At 68.3% G+C, this 17684-nt stretch carries 20 protein-coding genes and 1 tRNA gene; 10 read left to right on the plus strand and 11 right to left on the minus strand.

Annotated elements, in window-relative coordinates; genetic code table 11:
- Positions 1-290: 290 nt before the first annotated feature.
- Complete coding sequence (locus C470_RS06005; RefSeq protein ID WP_008365942.1) at positions 291-794, minus strand: hypothetical protein; 504 nt, start codon at positions 792-794, stop codon at positions 291-293.
- A gap of 98 nt (positions 795-892) precedes the next feature.
- Between C470_RS06005 and C470_RS06010 the strand changes: the two genes are divergently transcribed.
- Together C470_RS06010 and C470_RS06015 are read left to right on the plus strand one after the other, a co-directional pair.
- Complete coding sequence (locus C470_RS06010; protein WP_008365944.1) at positions 893-1537, plus strand: hypothetical protein; 645 nt, start codon at positions 893-895, stop codon at positions 1535-1537.
- A 103-nt stretch (positions 1538-1640) separates the two neighbouring features.
- Positions 1641-2063, plus strand: coding sequence for an arsenate-mycothiol transferase ArsC (locus C470_RS06015; RefSeq protein ID WP_008365946.1), 423 nt, complete (start codon positions 1641-1643; stop codon positions 2061-2063).
- Between the two features lie 143 nt (positions 2064-2206).
- Here C470_RS06015 and C470_RS06020 read toward each other — a convergent pair.
- Both C470_RS06020 and C470_RS06025 read right to left on the minus strand, forming a co-directional pair.
- Positions 2207-2279: transfer RNA gene (locus tag C470_RS06020), tRNA-Gln, on the minus strand.
- A 68-nt stretch (positions 2280-2347) separates the two neighbouring features.
- Positions 2348-2938 (minus strand): AsnC family transcriptional regulator, encoded by a 591-nt coding sequence (locus tag C470_RS06025; RefSeq protein WP_007344878.1) that lies wholly within the window; start codon positions 2936-2938, stop codon positions 2348-2350.
- A 159-nt stretch (positions 2939-3097) separates the two neighbouring features.
- On the opposite strand from C470_RS06025, the gene C470_RS06030 reads away from it, so the two are divergent.
- Both C470_RS06030 and C470_RS06035 read left to right on the plus strand, forming a co-directional pair.
- The gene (locus C470_RS06030) at positions 3098-3292 is read left to right on the plus strand and encodes a heavy-metal-associated domain-containing protein (RefSeq protein WP_007344879.1); all 195 of its coding nucleotides are present in this window, start codon (positions 3098-3100) and stop codon (positions 3290-3292) included.
- Between the two features lie 42 nt (positions 3293-3334).
- Positions 3335-4225 (plus strand): NAD-dependent epimerase/dehydratase family protein, encoded by an 891-nt coding sequence (locus C470_RS06035; RefSeq protein WP_008365948.1) that lies wholly within the window; start codon positions 3335-3337, stop codon positions 4223-4225.
- Between the two features lie 56 nt (positions 4226-4281).
- On the opposite strand, the gene C470_RS06040 is transcribed toward C470_RS06035, so the two are convergent.
- From C470_RS06040 to C470_RS06055, 4 genes are all read right to left on the minus strand, one after another.
- Positions 4282-5613, minus strand: coding sequence for a DUF5305 domain-containing protein (locus C470_RS06040; protein WP_008365951.1), 1332 nt, complete (start codon positions 5611-5613; stop codon positions 4282-4284).
- A 3-nt stretch (positions 5614-5616) separates the two neighbouring features.
- The gene (locus tag C470_RS06045; protein ID WP_007994634.1) at positions 5617-6780 is read right to left on the minus strand and encodes a signal peptidase I; all 1164 of its coding nucleotides are present in this window, start codon (positions 6778-6780) and stop codon (positions 5617-5619) included.
- Between the two features lie 185 nt (positions 6781-6965).
- A complete protein-coding gene (locus C470_RS06050; protein WP_008365953.1) occupies positions 6966-7901 on the minus strand; it encodes a hypothetical protein in 936 nt (311 codons plus the stop codon).
- Between the two features lie 97 nt (positions 7902-7998).
- Positions 7999-9555: a CARDB domain-containing protein gene (locus tag C470_RS06055; RefSeq protein ID WP_008365954.1), complete on the minus strand. Its 1557-nt coding sequence runs from the start codon at positions 9553-9555 to the stop codon at positions 7999-8001.
- A 321-nt stretch (positions 9556-9876) separates the two neighbouring features.
- On the opposite strand from C470_RS06055, the gene C470_RS06060 reads away from it, so the two are divergent.
- The 5 genes from C470_RS06060 (at position 9877) to C470_RS06080 (ending at position 13781) form a co-directional block, all read left to right on the plus strand.
- Positions 9877-10464 (plus strand): DUF7344 domain-containing protein, encoded by a 588-nt coding sequence (locus C470_RS06060; protein ID WP_008365956.1) that lies wholly within the window; start codon positions 9877-9879, stop codon positions 10462-10464.
- A gap of 314 nt (positions 10465-10778) precedes the next feature.
- Positions 10779-11657: a hypothetical protein gene (locus tag C470_RS06065; RefSeq protein WP_239638565.1), complete on the plus strand. Its 879-nt coding sequence runs from the start codon at positions 10779-10781 to the stop codon at positions 11655-11657.
- A gap of 337 nt (positions 11658-11994) precedes the next feature.
- Positions 11995-12591 (plus strand): DUF1102 domain-containing protein, encoded by a 597-nt coding sequence (locus tag C470_RS15265; RefSeq protein WP_082226650.1) that lies wholly within the window; start codon positions 11995-11997, stop codon positions 12589-12591.
- 384 nt (positions 12592-12975) lie between these two features.
- Positions 12976-13266 (plus strand): UPF0175 family protein, encoded by a 291-nt coding sequence (locus tag C470_RS06075; RefSeq protein WP_008365961.1) that lies wholly within the window; start codon positions 12976-12978, stop codon positions 13264-13266.
- Complete coding sequence (locus C470_RS06080; protein WP_008365963.1) at positions 13263-13781, plus strand: DUF3368 domain-containing protein; 519 nt, start codon at positions 13263-13265, stop codon at positions 13779-13781. The genes C470_RS06075 and C470_RS06080 overlap by 4 nt, the downstream gene beginning before the upstream one ends.
- A 160-nt stretch (positions 13782-13941) precedes the next feature.
- On the opposite strand, the gene C470_RS06085 is transcribed toward C470_RS06080, so the two are convergent.
- The 3 genes from C470_RS06085 to C470_RS06095 all read right to left on the minus strand — a co-directional run bounded on the left by C470_RS06085 (position 13942) and on the right by C470_RS06095 (position 16618).
- Positions 13942-14220 carry a hypothetical protein gene (locus C470_RS06085; RefSeq protein ID WP_049908601.1) on the minus strand — a complete coding sequence of 93 codons (279 nt, stop codon included), beginning with the start codon at positions 14218-14220 and terminating at the stop codon, positions 13942-13944.
- Positions 14198-14800, minus strand: a complete 603-nt coding sequence (locus C470_RS06090; protein ID WP_008365967.1) for a hypothetical protein — start codon at positions 14798-14800, stop codon at positions 14198-14200. The genes C470_RS06085 and C470_RS06090 overlap by 23 nt, the downstream gene beginning before the upstream one ends.
- A 105-nt stretch (positions 14801-14905) precedes the next feature.
- On the minus strand, positions 14906-16618 hold the full coding sequence (locus C470_RS06095) for an L-lactate permease (protein WP_008365968.1): 1713 nt from the start codon (positions 16616-16618) through the stop codon (positions 14906-14908).
- A gap of 210 nt (positions 16619-16828) precedes the next feature.
- Here C470_RS06095 and C470_RS16040 point away from each other — a divergent pair, with 210 nt between their 5' ends.
- A complete protein-coding gene (locus C470_RS16040) occupies positions 16829-16978 on the plus strand; it encodes a DUF7550 family protein (protein WP_004595158.1) in 150 nt (49 codons plus the stop codon).
- A gap of 54 nt (positions 16979-17032) precedes the next feature.
- Here the strand turns inward: C470_RS16040 and C470_RS06100 are convergent.
- Positions 17033-17684, minus strand: a 652-nt coding sequence (locus C470_RS06100) for an ABC transporter ATP-binding protein (protein WP_008365970.1), incomplete at its 5' end; no start/stop codon positions are given.

The raw sequence follows: 17684 nt of genomic DNA on the forward strand, positions 1-17684 counted from the left end.
ACTATTTTTAAATCCCACAGCGGTCGATCCGCGCTACGCGTATCGGGACCGATGCGGTGGCGTGCGCCTGCGAGCGGCCGGAGCGAAGCGGAGGCCGCGAGGAGCACGCGCGAGGGAGTCAGTCGCCGGAGCGAAGCGGAGGCGACTGACGAGGCTGGGGAGGTGTGAGGTGCTGTGCGGTCGCGGTCGGGTGGGGCTTTGGAGGTGGTCACCGCCGATCCACAATCAGCTATTTATAACCGATCGGCCGCCACGTTGGCGACGCTCACGCCCGATCCACTGCCCGCTATTTATACCTCGAAGAGGCGCTCGGCGTCGTCGGCCTGCCGGCGGTAGATGCCGCGCCCCTTCAGCCGCGGCACCTCGTGGCGGTGGAGCCGCTCCGCCTCGGTGTCGTACACGAGCGGGAAGACGTTCGTGCGGCGCTTCGCGACCGTGAACCCGTTCATCGCGTCGAGCAGCGACGCGTCGGTTTCGGGGGTCGCGAACGTCACGTAGCCGACGGGCGTCGGCGCCTCCCCGCCGTCCGCGCGTCCGGGTTGGGGGTCGATCCGGTCGGCGAGCACATCGCGGAACGCCGCCGCGGTGTCCGCGAGCGTCTCAGCGTCGATCCCGTCTCCCTCAGTTTCGTCCGCCTCGACGAGCGTCGCCAACACCGCCACGTCGCCGAGCGTGTCGTCCGTCTCGCGGGTCATCCACATGCGCTCGAACTCCTCCGTCCCCGCCTCAACCGCCTCGAAGCCGTGGTCGCGCCGGTTCGCCGCGACCGCGTCCCGGTAATCGCTAATCTCCATAGGACCCCCACGACCTACATGCTAAAAAATAACACACATGATCCGCGGGGGGAGCGCCCCGGCAGTAAGGCTATACGCACGCCGGTGCTGCCGGACCCATGACACCGACGCGACGGCGCTACCTCCGCGGGGTCGGCGGCGCGAGCGCGGCCGGGCTGCTCGCGCTCGCCGGCTGTGCGTCGGCTCCCGACGCCGGCGACGGTAGCGACGGCAGCGGCGTCGACGGTGGCAACGGCACCGACGCCGGCGGCACGCGCCCCGAGGGAACCGGCGGGCCGGGCGTCTCGATCGTCTCCGTCGACGACGAGGTCGAGCTCCCGATTCGGCCGGCCGTAGAGGTCGCTCGCGAGGCCGCGACGACGGACCATCCGCCGCGGCTCCGCACGAGGCTGACGAACGCGGGCGACGAGCGGGTTCGCGTCGGCGAGCGACGCGCCGCGCACTTCGAGTACGTCTCCGACGGCGACGACGCGCTCGTGCTCCTTCCGGCGGACGCCGAGTACCCCGCCGAACCCGGCTGCTGGCGGCTCGCCGACGCGATCGCGATCACCGAGGAGTACCGGACGTTCGCGCTCGACCCCGGCGAGTCCAGCGAGCGCTTCATCGACCTGTACGCGACGCCCGGCGGGGACGCCTGCCTCCCGGTGGGCGAGTACCGGTTCGAGACGACGGTCTCGGTCGTGTCCGGAGACGCCGAACCGGAGTCGTCGGCGACGTGGGGGTTCTCCGTCGTGCTGGAGTGAGCGCCGATCGCCGATACCTGTCCGCCGAGGTCGCCGCGCGAGATATATACCGCCCAATAGCCCTCTTAGGAACCGTTAATCCGGCGCGCCGAGACGCACGGGTATGAACGACGACGTCGTGACGTTCGGGTTCGTCTGCGTCCAGAACGCCGGGCGCAGCCAGATGTCCGCGGCGTTCGCGGAGCGCGAGCGCCGCGAGCGCGGCCTCGACGACCGCGTCGAGATCGTGACCGGCGGCACGCGCCCGGCCGACGAGGTCCACCCCGAGGTCGTGGCGGCGATGCGGGAACTCGACATCGACCTCGCCGACCGCGTCCCCCGCGAGGTCTCGACCGCGGAGCTCGACGCGTGCGACGTGGTCGCCACCATGGGCTGTTCGACGCTGACGCTGGCCGACGGCGTCGAGGGGCGCGACTGGGCCCTCGACGACCCGCACGGACAGGACGTCGAGCGCGTCCGGGAGATCCGCGACGAGATCGAGGGGCGCGTCCGGGCCCTCTTCGACGAGTTCTTCGACGAGAGGTAGGCGGCGACGGACAGCGAGCGCCGCGGCTCGCGAGAGAGTTCGGAATAGTCCCGGGCGGATTCGAACCGCGGTCACTCCGCTTCGCTCCGTTCCCTGCTTCGAATCCGCGGTCGGGACTACTCGTCCGCACTTCGTTCGGAGAATAGTCCCGGGCGGATTCGAACCGCCGTCAATGGCTCCAAAGGCCATTATGATTGGCCACTACACCACGGGACTGCGACTCCGGCTAACCGGCGGGCACTCAAGTAGGTTACTCTCCGCGGCGCGTCGAGACCGTCTCCCGACTACGCCCCCTCCTCGATCCGGTCGAACCGCTGCTCGAAGTTCTCCCGGCAGGAGCCGCAACAGAAGTGGTACAGCGTCCCGTCGATCCGGGCCGACTCCCCCTCCGCGGTGACGGTGTTGCCGCACTCGACGCACTCGACCGCGAGGTCCGCGTCGCCGACCGCGGGCGACCACTCGTGGGCGTCGAGCGGGCGCACCGACAGCTCGTCCACGGCCTCCAGCCCGACCGCGTCGTCCACGAGGTCGCGGGCGGTCTCCTCCTCGACGCGGGCGACGACCGTCACCTCGCCGTCGGCGGTGAGGAACGCGTGTTCGACGCGCTCGTGGCCCGCGACCGCCTGGTGGACGCGCTCGGCGTCCGCGGGCGCGACCGAAAGCGTCGCGAAGACGGACAGCCCGTCGGAGAGCGCGTCGCCGTCGATCCGGAGCGTGAACCCCTCGATCACCCCGATCTCGCGGAGGCGGTCGACGCGGTCCGACACCGCGGGCGCCGACAGGTCGACGCGCTCGGCGATGTCGCTGTACGGCCGCCGCGCGTCGGCCAGCAGCAGCCGGATGATCTCTCGGTCCGTCTCGTCGAGCGTGCGCATGGTCGGGCGTTCGGCCGGCGCGGGCAAAAGGCGTCCGGGCGGCGAGCGGCCGAACAGGGGGCAGCCGAACAGGGGGCGGCCGGACGCGAGGCGTCCGGGAAACCGGCCGTGTCGTGGGCGACGGAAAGGCAGTTGTGTCCGCGGCGCAAACTGGCGCGCATGACGACGATAGACGTCGACGGCATGTCGTGTACGGGCTGTGAGGACAACGTGACCGACGCGCTCGGCGAACTGCCGGGCGTCGAGTCCGCGAGCGCCGACCACGAGGCGGGCACCGCGACCGTCGAGGGCGACGTGGACGTGGACGCCGTCGTGGCCGCCATCGAGGACGCCGGCTACGAGGCCTCGGCGTAAGCGAATCGCCGCGCCTTTTTCCCCGAACGCGCTCGCGGGGACATGGACACCGTACTGATCACCGGGAGCGCCGGCGGCGTCGGCGCGTGGACGGTCGACGCGCTCGCCGACGCGGACCGGGAGGTGGTCGCCGTCGACCGCCGAACGCCCCCGAACGACGAGCGCCGCGACGACGTCGACTACGTGGCGGCGGACCTCACCGACTACGGCGAGACGCGCCAGGTGGTCGAGGCCGCCGCGCCCGACGCTGTCGTCCACCTCGCCGCGATCCCGCACCCCGAGGACCACGCCGGCTCGCGGGTGTTCGCGAACAACGTCGAGAGCGCGTACAACGTCTTCGACGCGGCCGGCGCCGCCGACGCCCGGATCGTTTGGGCGTCGAGCGAGAGCCTCTACGGCACCGTCTTCGCCGAGGACGACTGGCTCCCCGACCGCCTCCCGATCGACGAGGAGACGCCGACGGAACCCGAGGACCCGTACGGCCTCTCGAAGGTCGTCGGCGAGGAGGTCGCGGCCGCCGCCGCCCGCCGGCACGGCGTCCCCGCAATCTCGCTGCGCCTCTCGTGGGTGACCTACCCGGACGACGAGCGGCGCCGCGAGGCCCGGGAGACGTTCGACCCCGCGACCGCGGAGCCGAGCGGCAACTGCTGGTCGTCCGTCGACGTGCGCGACGTCGTCTCCGCGATCGAGGCCGGGATCGACCCCGAGACCGAGATCGACGGCCACGAAGCGGTGCTGATCGTCGCCGCGGAGAACTTCCTCGGCCGCGACACCGCCGCGACGATCGAAGCGGTTCACGGCGACCGCCCCGCCGACTGCGACCTCGACGGCGACGAGTCCGCCTTCGACTGCTCGAAGGCGGAGCGCCTGCTCGGCTGGGAGCCGGAACACTCCTGGCGCGACGAGGTCGAATCGGGGCGCGACGGCGACTGAACGGGAGTCGCGCGGAGACGGGTCGCGTCCGGGGAACCGATCACCGCCGGGGGGAATCAGTCACTTTCGTCGTCCCGTTCGGCCGAGTCCGTCGCGTCGCCGTCGGTCGGTCGGGAGTCCGTCCCCCAGACGTCTCCCTCGTCCGGCACGTCGACATCGGGAGCGTCGAGGTTGGCGGCGTCGACCCCGCGGTCCGGCGAGTCGCCGTCCCCGGGGGGACCCGAAGGGGTCGCGGCCGAGTCCGGACTCCCCGCCGTCGCTGCCGGATCCGACTCGGTGACCGCCTCGCCGTCGGCGGGGCCCTCCCCGGGGGCGGTCGCCGGCGCGGGCGGGCGGTAGGTGTAGACGAACTCCCCGGAGACGGCGTGGAACGCGCCGGTCTCCGGGTCTTCGACGACGCCGGTGTCGTTGTCGATCGCGAAGTCGACGAGGTCTCGCAGTGACCCGGCCTCGGCGGTCGGGCGCTCGTGGACCGACGCGGGGAGCCGGAACGTCGTGATCCACTCCGCGAACTCCGAGCGGTCGTCGCGGTACGAGAGGTACTCGCGCTCCGCGTCGGTGAGCGCGAGGTCGTACTCCCGCGTCGCGTAGCCGATCCCGCCGGCGCCGACGAGGCCGACGAGCAGGAGGAGCGGGCCGCCGAACGACCGGAGCACGCCGTACTCCCGCTCGACGGTCACGGGCTCGGTCCGCTCCGTGGTGTCGGACTGGACCCCGGGCTCGGAGACTGAGTACGTGTCGCCGCCGTGGGTGATCGTCATGTCGAGCGTCTGCGTCGACGCCGTCGGGACGCCGCCGATCGACCCGTCGACGGCCACCTCGGTCGTGACGAACGTCTCCGTCTCGCCGGGCGAGGCGCCGAGCTCCTCCTCGATCGACGCCACCCGCCCGTCTATCGCGGTGCTGTTGAGCGCGAACGAGGCGTTCACCGTCTGGCCGGGGGAGACGCCGGAGACCGTCTCCGACGCGAGCGGCTCCGTCTCGCGCCAGTAGACGGTCCCCTCCTCGCCGACGTTGCGGATCACGAGCGTCGAGCCGACCTCGACGGTCACGTTCTCGGCGGTCGACGCCGCGTAGCTCGTCGCCACGTCCACGTCGAGCTCCGGCGCGACCCGCGTGAAGTACGTGTCGCGCCCGTCGAGCACCGTGCCGGTCTCGAAGACGGCGTTCGGCTCCGTCACCGTCGCGCTGTGGCGGTATTCGCTCTCGACGGTGAGCGACGAGACCGTCCGGCTCTCCGTCTCCGTGCCGGGGTCGACGTGCGTCGTGTACGCGAGCCCCGCCCCGACCGCGACGAGGAGGAGACAGACGACGAGGATCGCGGTGGACTGTGCGTTCAGGACGGCGCGGAGTCGAAGTCGGCGTTCGTTGGGAGCGTCTGCGGACATGTGTTACCTGTAGAACTCGCGGAGGAGGCGCTTGTAGAGCGGGGGGCGCTCGCGGGAGCCGCGCGATCGGATCCGGGCGGGCTCGCCGCGCAACAGCAGCAGCCCGATCGAGACGATGCCGCCGCCGAGCAGGCCGTTTATCGCGACGAGCGGCGCCCACGGGTGGACCCCGTACAGCTCGTCGACGATGCCGGGCGGCAGCACGGCGAGGTAGCGGTGTTCGACGACGAACAGGCGGTAGTACCCCGTCTCGTCGGGCGCCGACAGCGTCACCGTCGTCGACGCCTCGCCGCGGCTTGCCACCGAGAGCCGCTCCGGGTCGACGTCGACGCCCGGGCTCGCCGGCGTGACGTACGCGTACACCGGGACGAGTCCGGCGTTGGGGACGACGTACTCGAGCTCCTGGCTCGTGCCGCTCTCGATGACGGTCGGGTTCTCCGACTCGAACTCGGCGCTCACGACGCCGTACTCCTGGGTCCCGCCCGGCACGACCATCGCCGCCGTCGCGGTGGCCATCAACACGAGCGCCAGCACGCCGAGGATCGCGAACACGGAGGTGCCGTCGTCGCGCGAGCGGTCGCGCGACTCGCGGTCGCGCGTGCCGGCGTTGAGGTACCAGTCGACCGCGTACGCGACGATCGACAGCCCGAACACGATGTACGCGAGCCCCTGCGTCCCCTGGAACGAGCGGACGCCGAACGTCACCGCGAGCCACGTCTGTGCGGACTGTAAGGCGGACTGGAACCCCATCGCGACGGTGCCCAAGTGCGGTATCACGACGACGCCGCCGCCGACCTGGAGCGCCTTCGCGACGACGTCGGCGTCTTGGACGATCGGTTCACCCCCGTCCTGGTCGGTGAAGGGGTTGTTGTCGCCGCGGGTGACGTACCCGCGCTCGGTCTCCTCGACGACGCGGTGGGTCGTCAGGCCGCCGCCCTGGATCTCCTGGGCGTCGAACGTCACGACGTCTCCCGGGCCGATCCCGCCCGCGATCTGCGCGGGGATCGCCACGAACCCGTCGCCCGGGGAGAGCGTCGGCTGCATGCTCCCCGTCTCGACGTAGCTGAGGAGTATCGGCTGTCCGAGGAACTGGCCGACGACGAGCGAGACGACGACCAGCACCGCGGCCGCCTGAAGGGCCACGGACAGCGTTCGTTTGATGGACATAATGTCGATCTCGGTCGAAGCCGGTCTCGTCGGAGCCGCAGTCTCGGGTCGGCGACGGTCTCGGGGCGGCTATCGCCGCGAAGCGGTTCCTGTCGCCCGAGCGTCAGGTGGCCGTCGATCGCTGAACGGCGGCGTGTCCTAATAAGTTCGTGGGTGGAGGCGAGTCCGGAGGGTTGCGGGCGGTGTTACTCGTCGAAGATACCCCCCGCGAGCAGCGCGAACGGGCCGATGAAGCCCAGACAGAACCCGAGGAGGTGGACGTAGAGGTTCACGACGCTGCCGGCGCTCGCGGGGTCGGACGGGAACCCGACGACGGGGTAGCCGACGGCGACCACCGCACCGACGGCGAGCAGGTCGCCGTAGCCGGGGCGCGCCGCGACCGACTTCGCGTGTTCCCCGAGCGGCCGCGGGAGCCGCACCCCGCTGCTGGCCGCGTACAGCAGCGCGAGGAGCGCGCCCGCGACCCCGATCGACAGGCCGGCAAGCCCGATGCCCGCGGTCGAGACGGGCAGCGCGAGGAGCGCGATCCACCCGACGAGCGCGAAGAAGACCGCCGGCAGCGCGGCGACGGAGGCCCCGGGCGCGAACTGCTCGCGGGCGTAGTAGTACCACACGATGGGAAGCAGTCCGGCGAGCGCCATGTTGACGCCCGAGAAGCCGAACCCGATCGCGTTCCGCGGGACGGCGAGGTTCAGCGCGGACAGCGCGAACGGGAAGGCGCCGAGGTAGGTGACGAACGCCGTGAAGAAGAGGCGCCGGCGCCCGCTCAGGACCGCGAGCGCGTATCCGGTCCCGGCGAGCAGCCCGTACCCGGCGAGGTTCCCGAGCAGGTGGTCGGCGCCGAGGTGGACGTAGTGCGCCGTGAACGCCGACAACAAGGAGGGATCCATGTACGCGAACGCGAGCGACCGGCGGGTCGCTCGGGGGAGCGCGAACACGGCGACGAGGACGGTCGGCGGGAGGCAGAGCGCGACGAGGTCGATGAGGCGAGTGCGGGCGGACAGCTCGTCGAGGAACGCCGCGTACCCCGACCGACCGCGCGCGTCGCGGTCGCGGACGGGGCCGTCGCTCCCGTCCCTGCCCGGGGCCGAACGGTCAGTCTCCGACGAGAGGTCGCTCACGGGTGTCACTTCCGCGACGCTCGGTTAATCTCTGTGGTCCCGGGATCCAACGGCGATACCGGTCGACCGGCGTCCGTGCCACCGACGCGAGCGGGCGTCACGACCGCGGCATCCGCCGGACGAGCGCGACGCTCGCCAGGACGATGGCGAGGAACACGGCGAGTCCGACGAGGTTCGACGGGCCGATCCCGCTCGGCTCCTCGGTGGGCGGATCGGACGCGTCGCCGTCGGGCGCCGCCGTGCCGCCGTCGTCCGTCCCTCCCTCGACGGACGCGGTGTCGTCCTCGTCGCCGTCGCCGGCCGGGTCGCCGACCGCGAGCGTCCCCGCCGAGACGCCGCCGACCGCGATGTCGTACTCGCCGGGGTCGTCGAAGGTCGCTTCGAACGCGAGGGAAGCGGTTTCGTCCGGGCCGAGCTCGACCCGCTGCGTCGCGACGGGCTCGCCGTCCGCGGTGAGCGTCACGTCGCTCGCGCCGTCGCTGCCGCCCTCGTTCGCGACCGTCGCGCGGACGACGGTAGACGCGCCCGGATCGACCGCCTCGCGGTCGAGCGAGGCGTCGGTCGCGCGGATCCGTGGCCGTTCCGTCGCCACGGCGAACACCGAGAACTCGTCGGTCGACGCCGTGACGTGGACCCGGTCCTCAGGGAGGTCCAGTAGCCGGCGGACGGCCGGGTCGACGCGCTCCGTCTCCAGCCGCTCCCAGCCGTCGGGCTCCGACGCCGCCCGGCGGTACAGCGAGAGGTCGTCGGGGTCGCCGCCGGTCTCGTTCAGGTAGTCGCGGTCGACGCTGACCGAAAAGCGCACGCGAGACACCTCATTGTCGGCGAACGAGTGATCGAACTCGAAGTAGCCGACCGGCGCCGCGCCCCGGGAGTCGTTCAGCGGTCCGGCAGACGCGAACGGCTCCGGGCGGCCGACCGTCTCGAAGTCGACGTCGCCGCCGTCCGCGGCGTCGATCCGCACCCGGTCGAGGGTGACGACGCCGGAGACGATGTCCATCGCGGCGGCGTCGAAGGTGACCACCCCGCCGGGGGAGAGGCCCCGTCCCTCGAACGCCCGGCTGGCGGGCGCGGGCCGTCGGACGGTGGTGACGGGGCCGTCGCCGCCGTCGCCGTCGCCCTCGTCCGTCGTAGAGGCCGAATCGACTGACTCGGGGTCGGCGACCTGTGCGCGGATATCGAAGTCGTCGCCGCCCAGCTGCGTGCCGGCGACGGCGCCGCGCGCGTCGACCTCGAGCCCGATCGCGACCGTCTCGTCGGGGCCGAGCGTGACGTTGTTCGCCTCGCCCTCGATCGACTCGCCGTCGGCGACGAAGGTGACGTTCTCCTCGGGGTGTTCGATCCACACGCGGGCGTACTCGTCGGCGGTGTAGGTGATCGTGAACACGCCGTCGGCCGAGGCGAGCGTTCCAGGGTTGACCCCCTCGAAGTCGCTCGGGAGCTTCGGGTTCGACCCCGAGACGTCGACGACGATCTCGTCGTCGTCGAGGTAGGCGTAGGCGCCGTTGGGCCCGTCGACGGGCTGGACCGCGAGGCGCTCCTCCGCGAACGTGTCCGCCGGCCCGTCGACCACCGCCGCCCCCGTCGCGAAGGCGAGGCCTCCCGCGGCCGCGACGAGGATAGCGAGGAGGAGGGTCCGGCGGACGGTGGACATGTATATCGGGTCGACACTTGCGGCCGGAAGCCCTTGGTTATGCGGTGCTTGAACTTCCGAAGGGGTTCGTCACGTGACCCAAAAGCGACGCGAGACCGCGGAGTCACCGCCCCGAGAAGTGATTTGGAATTTGATAATTTCACCTTCAGAGTTGCGATCAAATAAACTGTTCGTCACTTGAGATGCCGAAGGGGCCGCTCAAACCCCTCAAAACGGGCGTATCAGACCTATTCGCGGAGACGATCGTGAACGCGGATAAACGTTGTCGAGTTATCACAACCTGTGGTTTTATGTTGGTGTGTTCATATTTGTCTGACGTAAATGGCGTCGGCACAGCAGATCGAGACGGGAGGGGCAGAGCCGGCGGCGGAGATCTCCGAGGACGATCTGTTCGACGTTCTGGCCAACCAGCGGCGGCGGTTCGCGGTCCACCTGCTGAAACGCGAGCCGGACGACGCCGTCGAGATCGGCGAGATGGCGGAGCAGATCGCGGCCTGGGAGAACGGGATCGACACCGCCGAGATATCGAGCAGCGAGCGGAAACGAGTGTACACGGCGCTCCAGCAGTCGCACCTGCCGAAGATGGACGACGCGGGCGTCGTGGAGTTCAACAAGGCGCGCGGGGTCGTGGAGCCGACGCCGGCGCTGACCGACGTGGACGTGTACCTCGACGTCGTCGAGGGCCGAGAGATCCCGTGGAGCGAGTACTACCTCGGGCTCTCCGGCGTCGCCGCCGCGCTCGTCGCGGCGGTGTGGGTGGGGGTGTGGCCGTTCACGCTCCTCCCCGAGATGGCGTGGACGCTGGCGATCGTCGTCGCGTTCGCGTTCTCGGCGCTGGCGCACAAGTACTACACCGCGGAGATGGAGGTCGGCCGCGGCGAGGAGCCGCCCGAAGTGGGCGACGAGTGAGCGACCGGGGACCGGAGCGGAGCGCGGGCGGACAGGGAGCCGCGGTCGGCGGCGAGAACGGGGTTCAGGCCGATGTCACTGAGGTTCAGGCCGATGTCACGGGCGTTCAAGCGGAGCGATACCCGCTTCCGATGGCTCATAACCTTAAGTGCGCGACACGTGTTGTCACCCAGTAAGCGAGTGTCGGACCCACGCACACCATGAAACGACGCAACCTCATCCTCCTGCTCGGCGGCGGCGGATCGGCGGCGCTGAGCACCGGGACCGGCGCCTTCTCCAGCGCGAGCGCGGACCGCTCCGTGGAGGTGTCTGTCGTGGAGGACGAGAACGCGTACGTGGGGTACATGGCGCTCCCGGAAGTCGAGGAGATAAGTGACGATGACGGCGAAGAGAAGAAGTCGATCACCGTCGAGGATGGTGACCGAGTCACGCTCCTCAGAGTCGCGAATCGGTTCCCGGAAAACTCCGGTATCGGTATCGTGGGGATCGACTTCGCGGGCAACAAGGACCTGTTCAGCGACCTAGCGGTCGAGCTGTCGACCGACGACGAGTACGAACAGATGGGCGACAGCGAGGTCCGTCGCGGGCCCTACGAGGACGGCGGGCCAGTTCACGACGAGTACGCGTTCGGTCCCGGAGAATACGCCTACGTGACGGCGGACGTACACGGTCCGCCTGACGAGTACGAGATCGAGATCACGGTACGCGTCCGCGGGAGCAAGAACACGGGGGTCTCGGCGAGTATCTTCGGGGACACGCGGGCGTTCAAACTCAGGATCGAAGCGGACGACGACAGCGGGACTGCTACCGTCTCCGGCGTGGAATTCAAGTCCGGGAACTCGGGCGTCGTTCTCAACACGCAACAGGGCGACAGCAGTCCGGGAACCGAGTCGAACGATTCCAACAGCGGAGGTACCGAAATCACGGCATCCGCTTATTACGAGGACGGAGATGATGTGAAGAAAACTGGTGAGGTGTCTGTCCCGACCGACAAGAAACTCAAACTGAAAGATTTCGACGACAGCCTCGACAACGGAAAACGGATCGTCGGGATCAAAATCAAGGGTATGAACGGCGTGTTCGACCGCGGGCAGACTTCAGCGTCCGGAAACAGCGACAACTACAGCGGGACGACGGACGGGACAGTCGATCTACAGGACGCTTCCTTTTACGAAGATTTCGTCGACAGCTGAAGCCCTATTATATTCGCCGTGTCTTTGAGTACGACGCTGAACAGCGTCGCGTTCATCCGGTCTCGTTCTCCTCGATGTCGGCTTGACACTGTTTCAGAGACCTGTTGATGCCGAAGGGGGCGCTAACACGACGGTTCTGGCTGGGCAAGAGCAGTCGAAGGTGGTTCCTGAACGGTGTCAGAGTGGCTGTGAACGTGCTTCAGGGTTCGGCGGTGGTTCTTCCGGTTGCTCATAACGATATGGGATACGCCCCATGGGTGAAGTAGAGCGACCCGGGGTGACACGGGATGTCTCGTGCTCCTGGCGGGTCGTGTGCGGTAACAGAGGTAGACAATCCATGGAACGACGCAAATTCGTAGTTGGTCTGGGTGCATTGGCAAGTGGAAGCGCGGCGGCGGTCGGAACGGGTGCGTTTGAAACCGCATCGGCTGAACGTACCGTCGACGTCAACGTCGCTGCTGACTCAAATGGTCTCGTTGAGATATCTGCCCTGAATAGTAACTACGCCACTGGTACTGGCAGTGGTCAGCTTGAACTGGACTTCAGTGACCTCTCCAATATAACTCCCTTCGACAACGCGCCTGATGGGCTTAACGCTGATTCTGAATTTAATTTCTCCGAAGTATTCCGCATCGCCAACGTGGCCTCGCAGGGCGATGAGCGCGTTGTCATTGAGGCTAGCGGATTTAATCTTGAGAACCTCGAACTCACCGCAGAGGGAACTGAGGCAACAGCCATTTCGGCAGGTACATCCTTGCTTGCGGAGGATTACAGCGACGTGGATAACCTGCCAAAACTGGTCCAGCCCGATGCGGTTGACGTTGATGTGACTATCGAGACAAAAGACGACTCAACGATGGGGGCAGTCGGCGGGACGCTGACTATCCACGTTGCCACAGGTGGGAATCGCGACGAGCTCTCGGACGTGCTGTGATCGCCAGCGCATAGAACCACACTTTCTCAATTTGGGTGCCTTTCTGTACTCGGCGGCCACACGCCCGAGCATAAATTACCACTCGCAGGAGTCGGACCCGGACGTACACGTAAGTGTCCCGATATCGAAGTTCGGAAGCCACGAGATTGCTGTCGACGCGGCCGTTACACTCCTCAGCCTACATGTCCGTGACTCTTTTTTATTCTGAACAGTGCTCGGTTTATTTGTCACCCTAGAACAATTCCTGTCAACTCATGGCTCTCAAGGCGCGAGAATTAGAATTCACTAATACGTTGGCTGGTGAGTCAGCCGCTCCCAGTTTACGGAGCATATACTTCAAACACCGCCGAAACCTATGAATACATCGTACATATAGCAAACACTATGCCAACTATCTCCGCCCGCGTCCCCGACGATCTCGAAGCCGAACTCGAGGAATACCTCGAATCGGAACGGCTCGACCGGAGCACGGCGGTCAGAAAACTCCTCTCCGAGGGGCTCGACGAGTGGCGCCGGGAGCGCGCACTCGACCGCTTCGCCGATGGTGAGGTGTCGCTCACGAAGGCCGCCGACCTCGCCGGCGTCTCTGTCTGGGAGTTCGCCGACCTCGTCGAAGAAGCGGACGACGCGTGGATCTCGGCCGACCACCTCGAAGCCGACCTCGACGAGCTGTGAGCTGGGTGTTCGACGCGACGACGCTGATCTACCTTGCGAAGGCGGACTGGATCGGTGTCGTCGAGGCGCTGGACGAGCCGCAGGTCGTCCCGGAGGCCGTCTACCGCGAGGTCGTGACGACTGGCGTCAAGCGGGGCTACGATGACGCGCGTCGGGTCGAGCGCACCGTGGAGGACGGCCTCGTCGACGTCGTTGCGGTCGAGACCGACGATTCGGCGGTCGCGACGCGGCTCGCGCGACACCCGGGATTGAGCGACGCGGACGTGGCGGTCCTCGCCTGCGCGGACGCTCGCGACGCGGTCGCCGTGATGGACGAGTCCGCCGGGCGCTCCGCGGCCGAAGTGGAGGGCGTCGAGACGCGCGGGACCGCGTATCTCGTCCTCGCGGCCGTGAAAGACGGGCAGCTGTCGAAAGCAGAGGGTCGTGACGCAATCGACGCGATGATCGACCACGGCTGGTACGTCGCGCCGGACGTGTACACGCGGATCGTCGGGAAGTTGGAGTCGTTCGGGTAACGACTGTTACGGCTCGTGAGGGAGTCCTCGGTATGGCATCGCCGCTCCCGTTATCAGAGGGAGAAAAGGAACGACTGCGGCGCGGCCGAGTCAGTTCCGGGATCGCGACCGACGAGGCGGACATCGACGAGATCCTCTACGGCCGAGTTCGGGCGTCGATCTACTCCTCGCTGTTATTTTTCTCGTCGGTCTCACCTTCGGCCCGCAACGTCTCGTCCGCGAACTCCCGGATTCGCTTCTTCTCCTCGGCGCTCACGTCGACCGCCTGCGCGCTCTCGATCTGGCCGTTCACGACCGCGTTCTGCTGTGGGCCCCACACCTCCGGCGGCTGCGCGTTGATGTACTCGGCCCACCGGATCACCTGCTCGTAGCGGGGCGGTCGCTCGGGACCGTCATCGCTTCCGGCCGAGCCCTCTTCAGGTGTCTGTGAGTCGCTCATAGCGGTCTTCGACGTCGAGTCGTTCGACCCACGTTTCGAGTCGGCTGCGGGAAAGCGTTTCTCCGAAAACTGTGTAGAGGTGTGCGGCGTCTTCGAGATCGGTGCGACCGCCGAGCGAGAGCTTGTACGCGATCTGGAGTTCGAGCGGCCCGATGGGGACCGTCTCGCCGCCGACGTGCGCGTCGATCGCGTTCGCAAGCGAGGCGCGGTCGAACTCGTCGTTCGGGAACTTCACTTCGAGATGTGGCGTCATTTCGCCGTCCGGCGCGACCCAGATGTTCGTCCCGCTGGCGAGGTTCTCGTACGTATTCGAGAGCGGCATCGCCGGTCCCCAGTACCCCTCGCGCTCCAGTTCGGCGACGAGGTCGTCGATCCGTTCCGACGAGCAGCGTTCGATGAACACGTCGACGTCCTCGGTCGAACGTGACCGCCCAGCGAGGATGGCCACGTAGCCCGCGACGAAGACGTGGTCGATGTCGAGCCGCGAGAGCACCCGAGAGAATTCGAGCGCGAGCTCGTCGAGGCGATTGGGCTCGCGGTTGACGACGAGTCCGCGATCGGTGAGGTCGACGCCGCCCATACGCGGTCGTCGATTCGGCCCCGGATAAATCTCCGCTTCGATCTGAGAGCACTCAGAATCCGAGCCCGAGACGAAACGTCCGGCCCCGAACCGATCCGGCGCGGGTCAGAACAGCCCGGGGACGAGGACGTAGCTCAGGAGCATCCCGAACAGCCCGGCGAACAGCGCGAACAGGGCCATCGGGACGATCGCCTTGCGGAGCAGGTCGCCCTCGCGGCCGGTGATGCCGACGACGCCGCAGATGGCGGCGACGTTCAGCACGGAGACCATGTTGCCGAGGCCGCCGCCGACGTTCTGGAGGCTGACGACGATCGTCCGGGAGAGCTCGACCGTCTCGGCGGCGTTGTACTGAAGCACGCTGAAGAGGATGTTCGAGGAGGTGTTGCTCCCGGTCATGAAGGATCCGATGGCGCCGATCCACGGCGAGATCATCGGGAGCAGGCCGCCCGCGCCGATCGCGAGCGCGCGGCTGAGCGCCTCCATCATGCCGAGGAGGCCCGCGGTGTTCGTCTGCGACTGGATCATCACCTGCGTCATCGACACGGCGATGATCAGCGTGAGCGCGGCGGGCGCGACCTGCTCGACCGAGCGCCGCCACGCCGCGCCCATCTCGTCGAGGTCCATCTTGTGGATGAGGCCCGTGAGGACGGCGATGGGGATGAACGGCATCGTCCCCGGGAGGTAGAGGTACTGGAGCGTGTACCCGAGCTCCGTGCCGAGGATCGAGTCGACGCTGACGGAGAAGCTCTGGATCCACGCAAGCACCCCGGTGCCGGCGACGGTGAGGTCCGGCCACCGCGTGACGAGCAGCGCGACCGCGACGAGCAGGTACGGCGTCCACGCCAGCAGCACCGACATCTCCTTTTTGGGCTGGTCCCGGGAGATCTCGTCGAGCTCGAGCCCGCCGAGCCAGGTGTCGCTCCACCGCGAGTCGCTCGGGAAGTCCCACTCGCGGTCGGGGACGAGGATGTTGTTGTTCGCGAGCAGGAGCCCGACGCCGAGGACGACGAACCCGGCCGCGATGTCGGGGAGCGCGGGGCCGACGAACCACGCTATCACCAGCTGCGTTCCGCCGGTGACGACGCCGAGCAGGAGCGCGAACGGCGCGATGGGAAGCGTGTCGCGGACGGCGCCGCCGAGGCTCCGGCCGCCGTCGGCGTCGCCGAACCAGTACGTCAGGAAGAACACGCCGAGCAGGCCCCAGAACACGTACGTCACCCCCGTGACGACGCCGGACCACGCCGAGACCATCGAGAGGAACTCGGCGACGCTCACCGAGCCCGACAGCGCCGGTTCGATGACCGCACCGGTCCCGCCGATGACGGGGGTCCCGGCCGCGCCGAACGGCGGGTTCGGCGCGTTGAAGAAGAGGCCGAACACCGCGGCGGCCAGCGGCGGGAAGCCGAGGCCGATGAACAGCGGCGCGGCGAGCGCGCCCGGCGTCCCGAACCCGGCCGCGCCCTCGATGATGGTCATGAAGCCGAGCCCGATGAGCAGCACCTGAATGCGTCTGTCCTCCTCGATCTGTCCGAAGTACCACCTGATGGTGGCGATGGCGCCGCTCCCCTCGAGGTAGTTCATCAGGAGGATGGCGCCGAAGACGATGAGGATGATGTCGACCGCTTGGAACGCGCCGTACACCGCCGACGCGATCAGCCAGTCGAGCTCCATGCGCCAGTACGTGAGTCCGATCCCGCCCGCGAGCAGCCACCCGACCCCCATCGCGCGGGCGGCGGACCACCTGAGTCCGGCGAGCAGGACGAACGCGACGGCGATCGGAACCACGCCGACGAACGCCAGGGTGAGGACACTTGTCATAGGTATGTTCTCGCGTGTACGTCTCCGTCCCGCAACGGACCATATGTAATTTTCTTTTTGACTGAGATTATCCACGGCGATCGGGACGCCGGAGCGCGGTGTGCCGAGTGTTCAGTGACCAGTCAATTCGGTGCTTCAACGCCGCGGGGAGGAGCGTCACCTCCGCCGGGTACAGGTGGGCTTATGTGTCCCCCGACCAGATCCGCGGTCATGGACGACCACTCGCACGAGCCCGACCCGGACAAGCGCGTGACCGCACCGATGCAGGAGTTCGGCAGTCGCGAGGTCGGTATCGGCGCGGCCGTCACGCTCGTCGGCCTGCTGATCGCGTACGCGGTTCCGTTCCTCGCGACCTTCTGAGCGCCGCCGCTCGTCGTATTTGAACCAACTCACGACCCGCCAGCCGCGGCGCTGCTACCGCGGGTACCAGGCGAGCGGGTGGTCCGCGGTGAGCTCCAGGGAGACGGGCTCGTCGAGGTCGAACTCCTCGACGTGGTTGTGGAGGCAGTGGACCGCCTCGCCCGAGTCGAGTTCGACCCGGTAGACGAAGGAGGGGCCGACGTACTGCCGCGAGGTGACGACGCCGTCGGCCAGTTCCGGGCTCGCGGGCGTCGCGCGGAGGTCGTCGGGCCGGACGAGCACGTCGACGGGCGCGCCGTCGTAGACGGTGTCGTACCCCTCCAGCGTCACGGCGTCGAAGCGGCCGATGCCGGTGTCGACCTTCCCGTCGCGGAGCTCGCCCTCGAGGAACGACGCTCGGCCGAGGAAGGAGGCGACGAACTTCGACTCGGGGCGCTCGAAGACGGATTCGGGGCGGCCCACCTGCTCGATTTTCCCGTCGTTCATCACGGCGACGCGGTCGGAGATGGAGAGCGCCTCCTCCTGGTCGTGGGTGACCGAGACCGCGGTGACGCCCGCCGCCTTCAGGATGCGGCGCACCTCCTCGCGCATCTCCACCCGGAGGCGCACGTCGAGGTTCGAGAACGGCTCGTCGAGGAGGAGCACCTCGGGCTCGGGCGCGAGCGAGCGGGCGAGCGCGACGCGCTGCTTCTGCCCGCCGGAGAGC

Origin of the sequence: Halorubrum distributum JCM 13561, from assembly GCF_000337395.1 — an archaeon.
GTDB classification, from domain to species: domain Archaea; phylum Halobacteriota; class Halobacteria; order Halobacteriales; family Haloferacaceae; genus Halorubrum; species Halorubrum distributum.

Bases quoted from the DNA above. Each gene is read 5' to 3' on its own strand.
- C470_RS15265 (WP_082226650.1), top strand. From the start codon at position 11,995: ATGGAACGACGCAAATTCGTAGTTGGTCTGGGTGCATTGGCAAGTGGA.
- C470_RS06010 (WP_008365944.1), top strand. From the start codon at position 893: ATGACACCGACGCGACGGCGCTACCTCCGCGGGGTCGGCGGCGCGAGC.
- C470_RS06095 (WP_008365968.1), bottom strand. From the start codon at position 16,618: ATGACAAGTGTCCTCACCCTGGCGTTCGTCGGCGTGGTTCCGATCGCC.
- C470_RS06055 (WP_008365954.1), bottom strand. From the start codon at position 9,555: ATGTCCACCGTCCGCCGGACCCTCCTCCTCGCTATCCTCGTCGCGGCC.
- C470_RS06060 (WP_008365956.1), top strand. From the start codon at position 9,877: ATGGCGTCGGCACAGCAGATCGAGACGGGAGGGGCAGAGCCGGCGGCG.
- C470_RS06085 (WP_049908601.1), bottom strand. From the start codon at position 14,220: ATGAGCGACTCACAGACACCTGAAGAGGGCTCGGCCGGAAGCGATGAC.
- C470_RS06005 (WP_008365942.1), bottom strand. From the start codon at position 794: ATGGAGATTAGCGATTACCGGGACGCGGTCGCGGCGAACCGGCGCGAC.
- C470_RS06045 (WP_007994634.1), bottom strand. From the start codon at position 6,780: ATGTCCATCAAACGAACGCTGTCCGTGGCCCTTCAGGCGGCCGCGGTG.
- C470_RS06015 (WP_008365946.1), top strand. From the start codon at position 1,641: ATGAACGACGACGTCGTGACGTTCGGGTTCGTCTGCGTCCAGAACGCC.
- C470_RS06090 (WP_008365967.1), bottom strand. From the start codon at position 14,800: ATGGGCGGCGTCGACCTCACCGATCGCGGACTCGTCGTCAACCGCGAG.
- C470_RS06075 (WP_008365961.1), top strand. From the start codon at position 12,976: ATGCCAACTATCTCCGCCCGCGTCCCCGACGATCTCGAAGCCGAACTC.
- C470_RS06035 (WP_008365948.1), top strand. From the start codon at position 3,335: ATGGACACCGTACTGATCACCGGGAGCGCCGGCGGCGTCGGCGCGTGG.
- C470_RS16040 (WP_004595158.1), top strand. From the start codon at position 16,829: ATGGACGACCACTCGCACGAGCCCGACCCGGACAAGCGCGTGACCGCA.
- C470_RS06030 (WP_007344879.1), top strand. From the start codon at position 3,098: ATGACGACGATAGACGTCGACGGCATGTCGTGTACGGGCTGTGAGGAC.
- C470_RS06040 (WP_008365951.1), bottom strand. From the start codon at position 5,613: ATGTCCGCAGACGCTCCCAACGAACGCCGACTTCGACTCCGCGCCGTC.
- C470_RS06025 (WP_007344878.1), bottom strand. From the start codon at position 2,938: ATGCGCACGCTCGACGAGACGGACCGAGAGATCATCCGGCTGCTGCTG.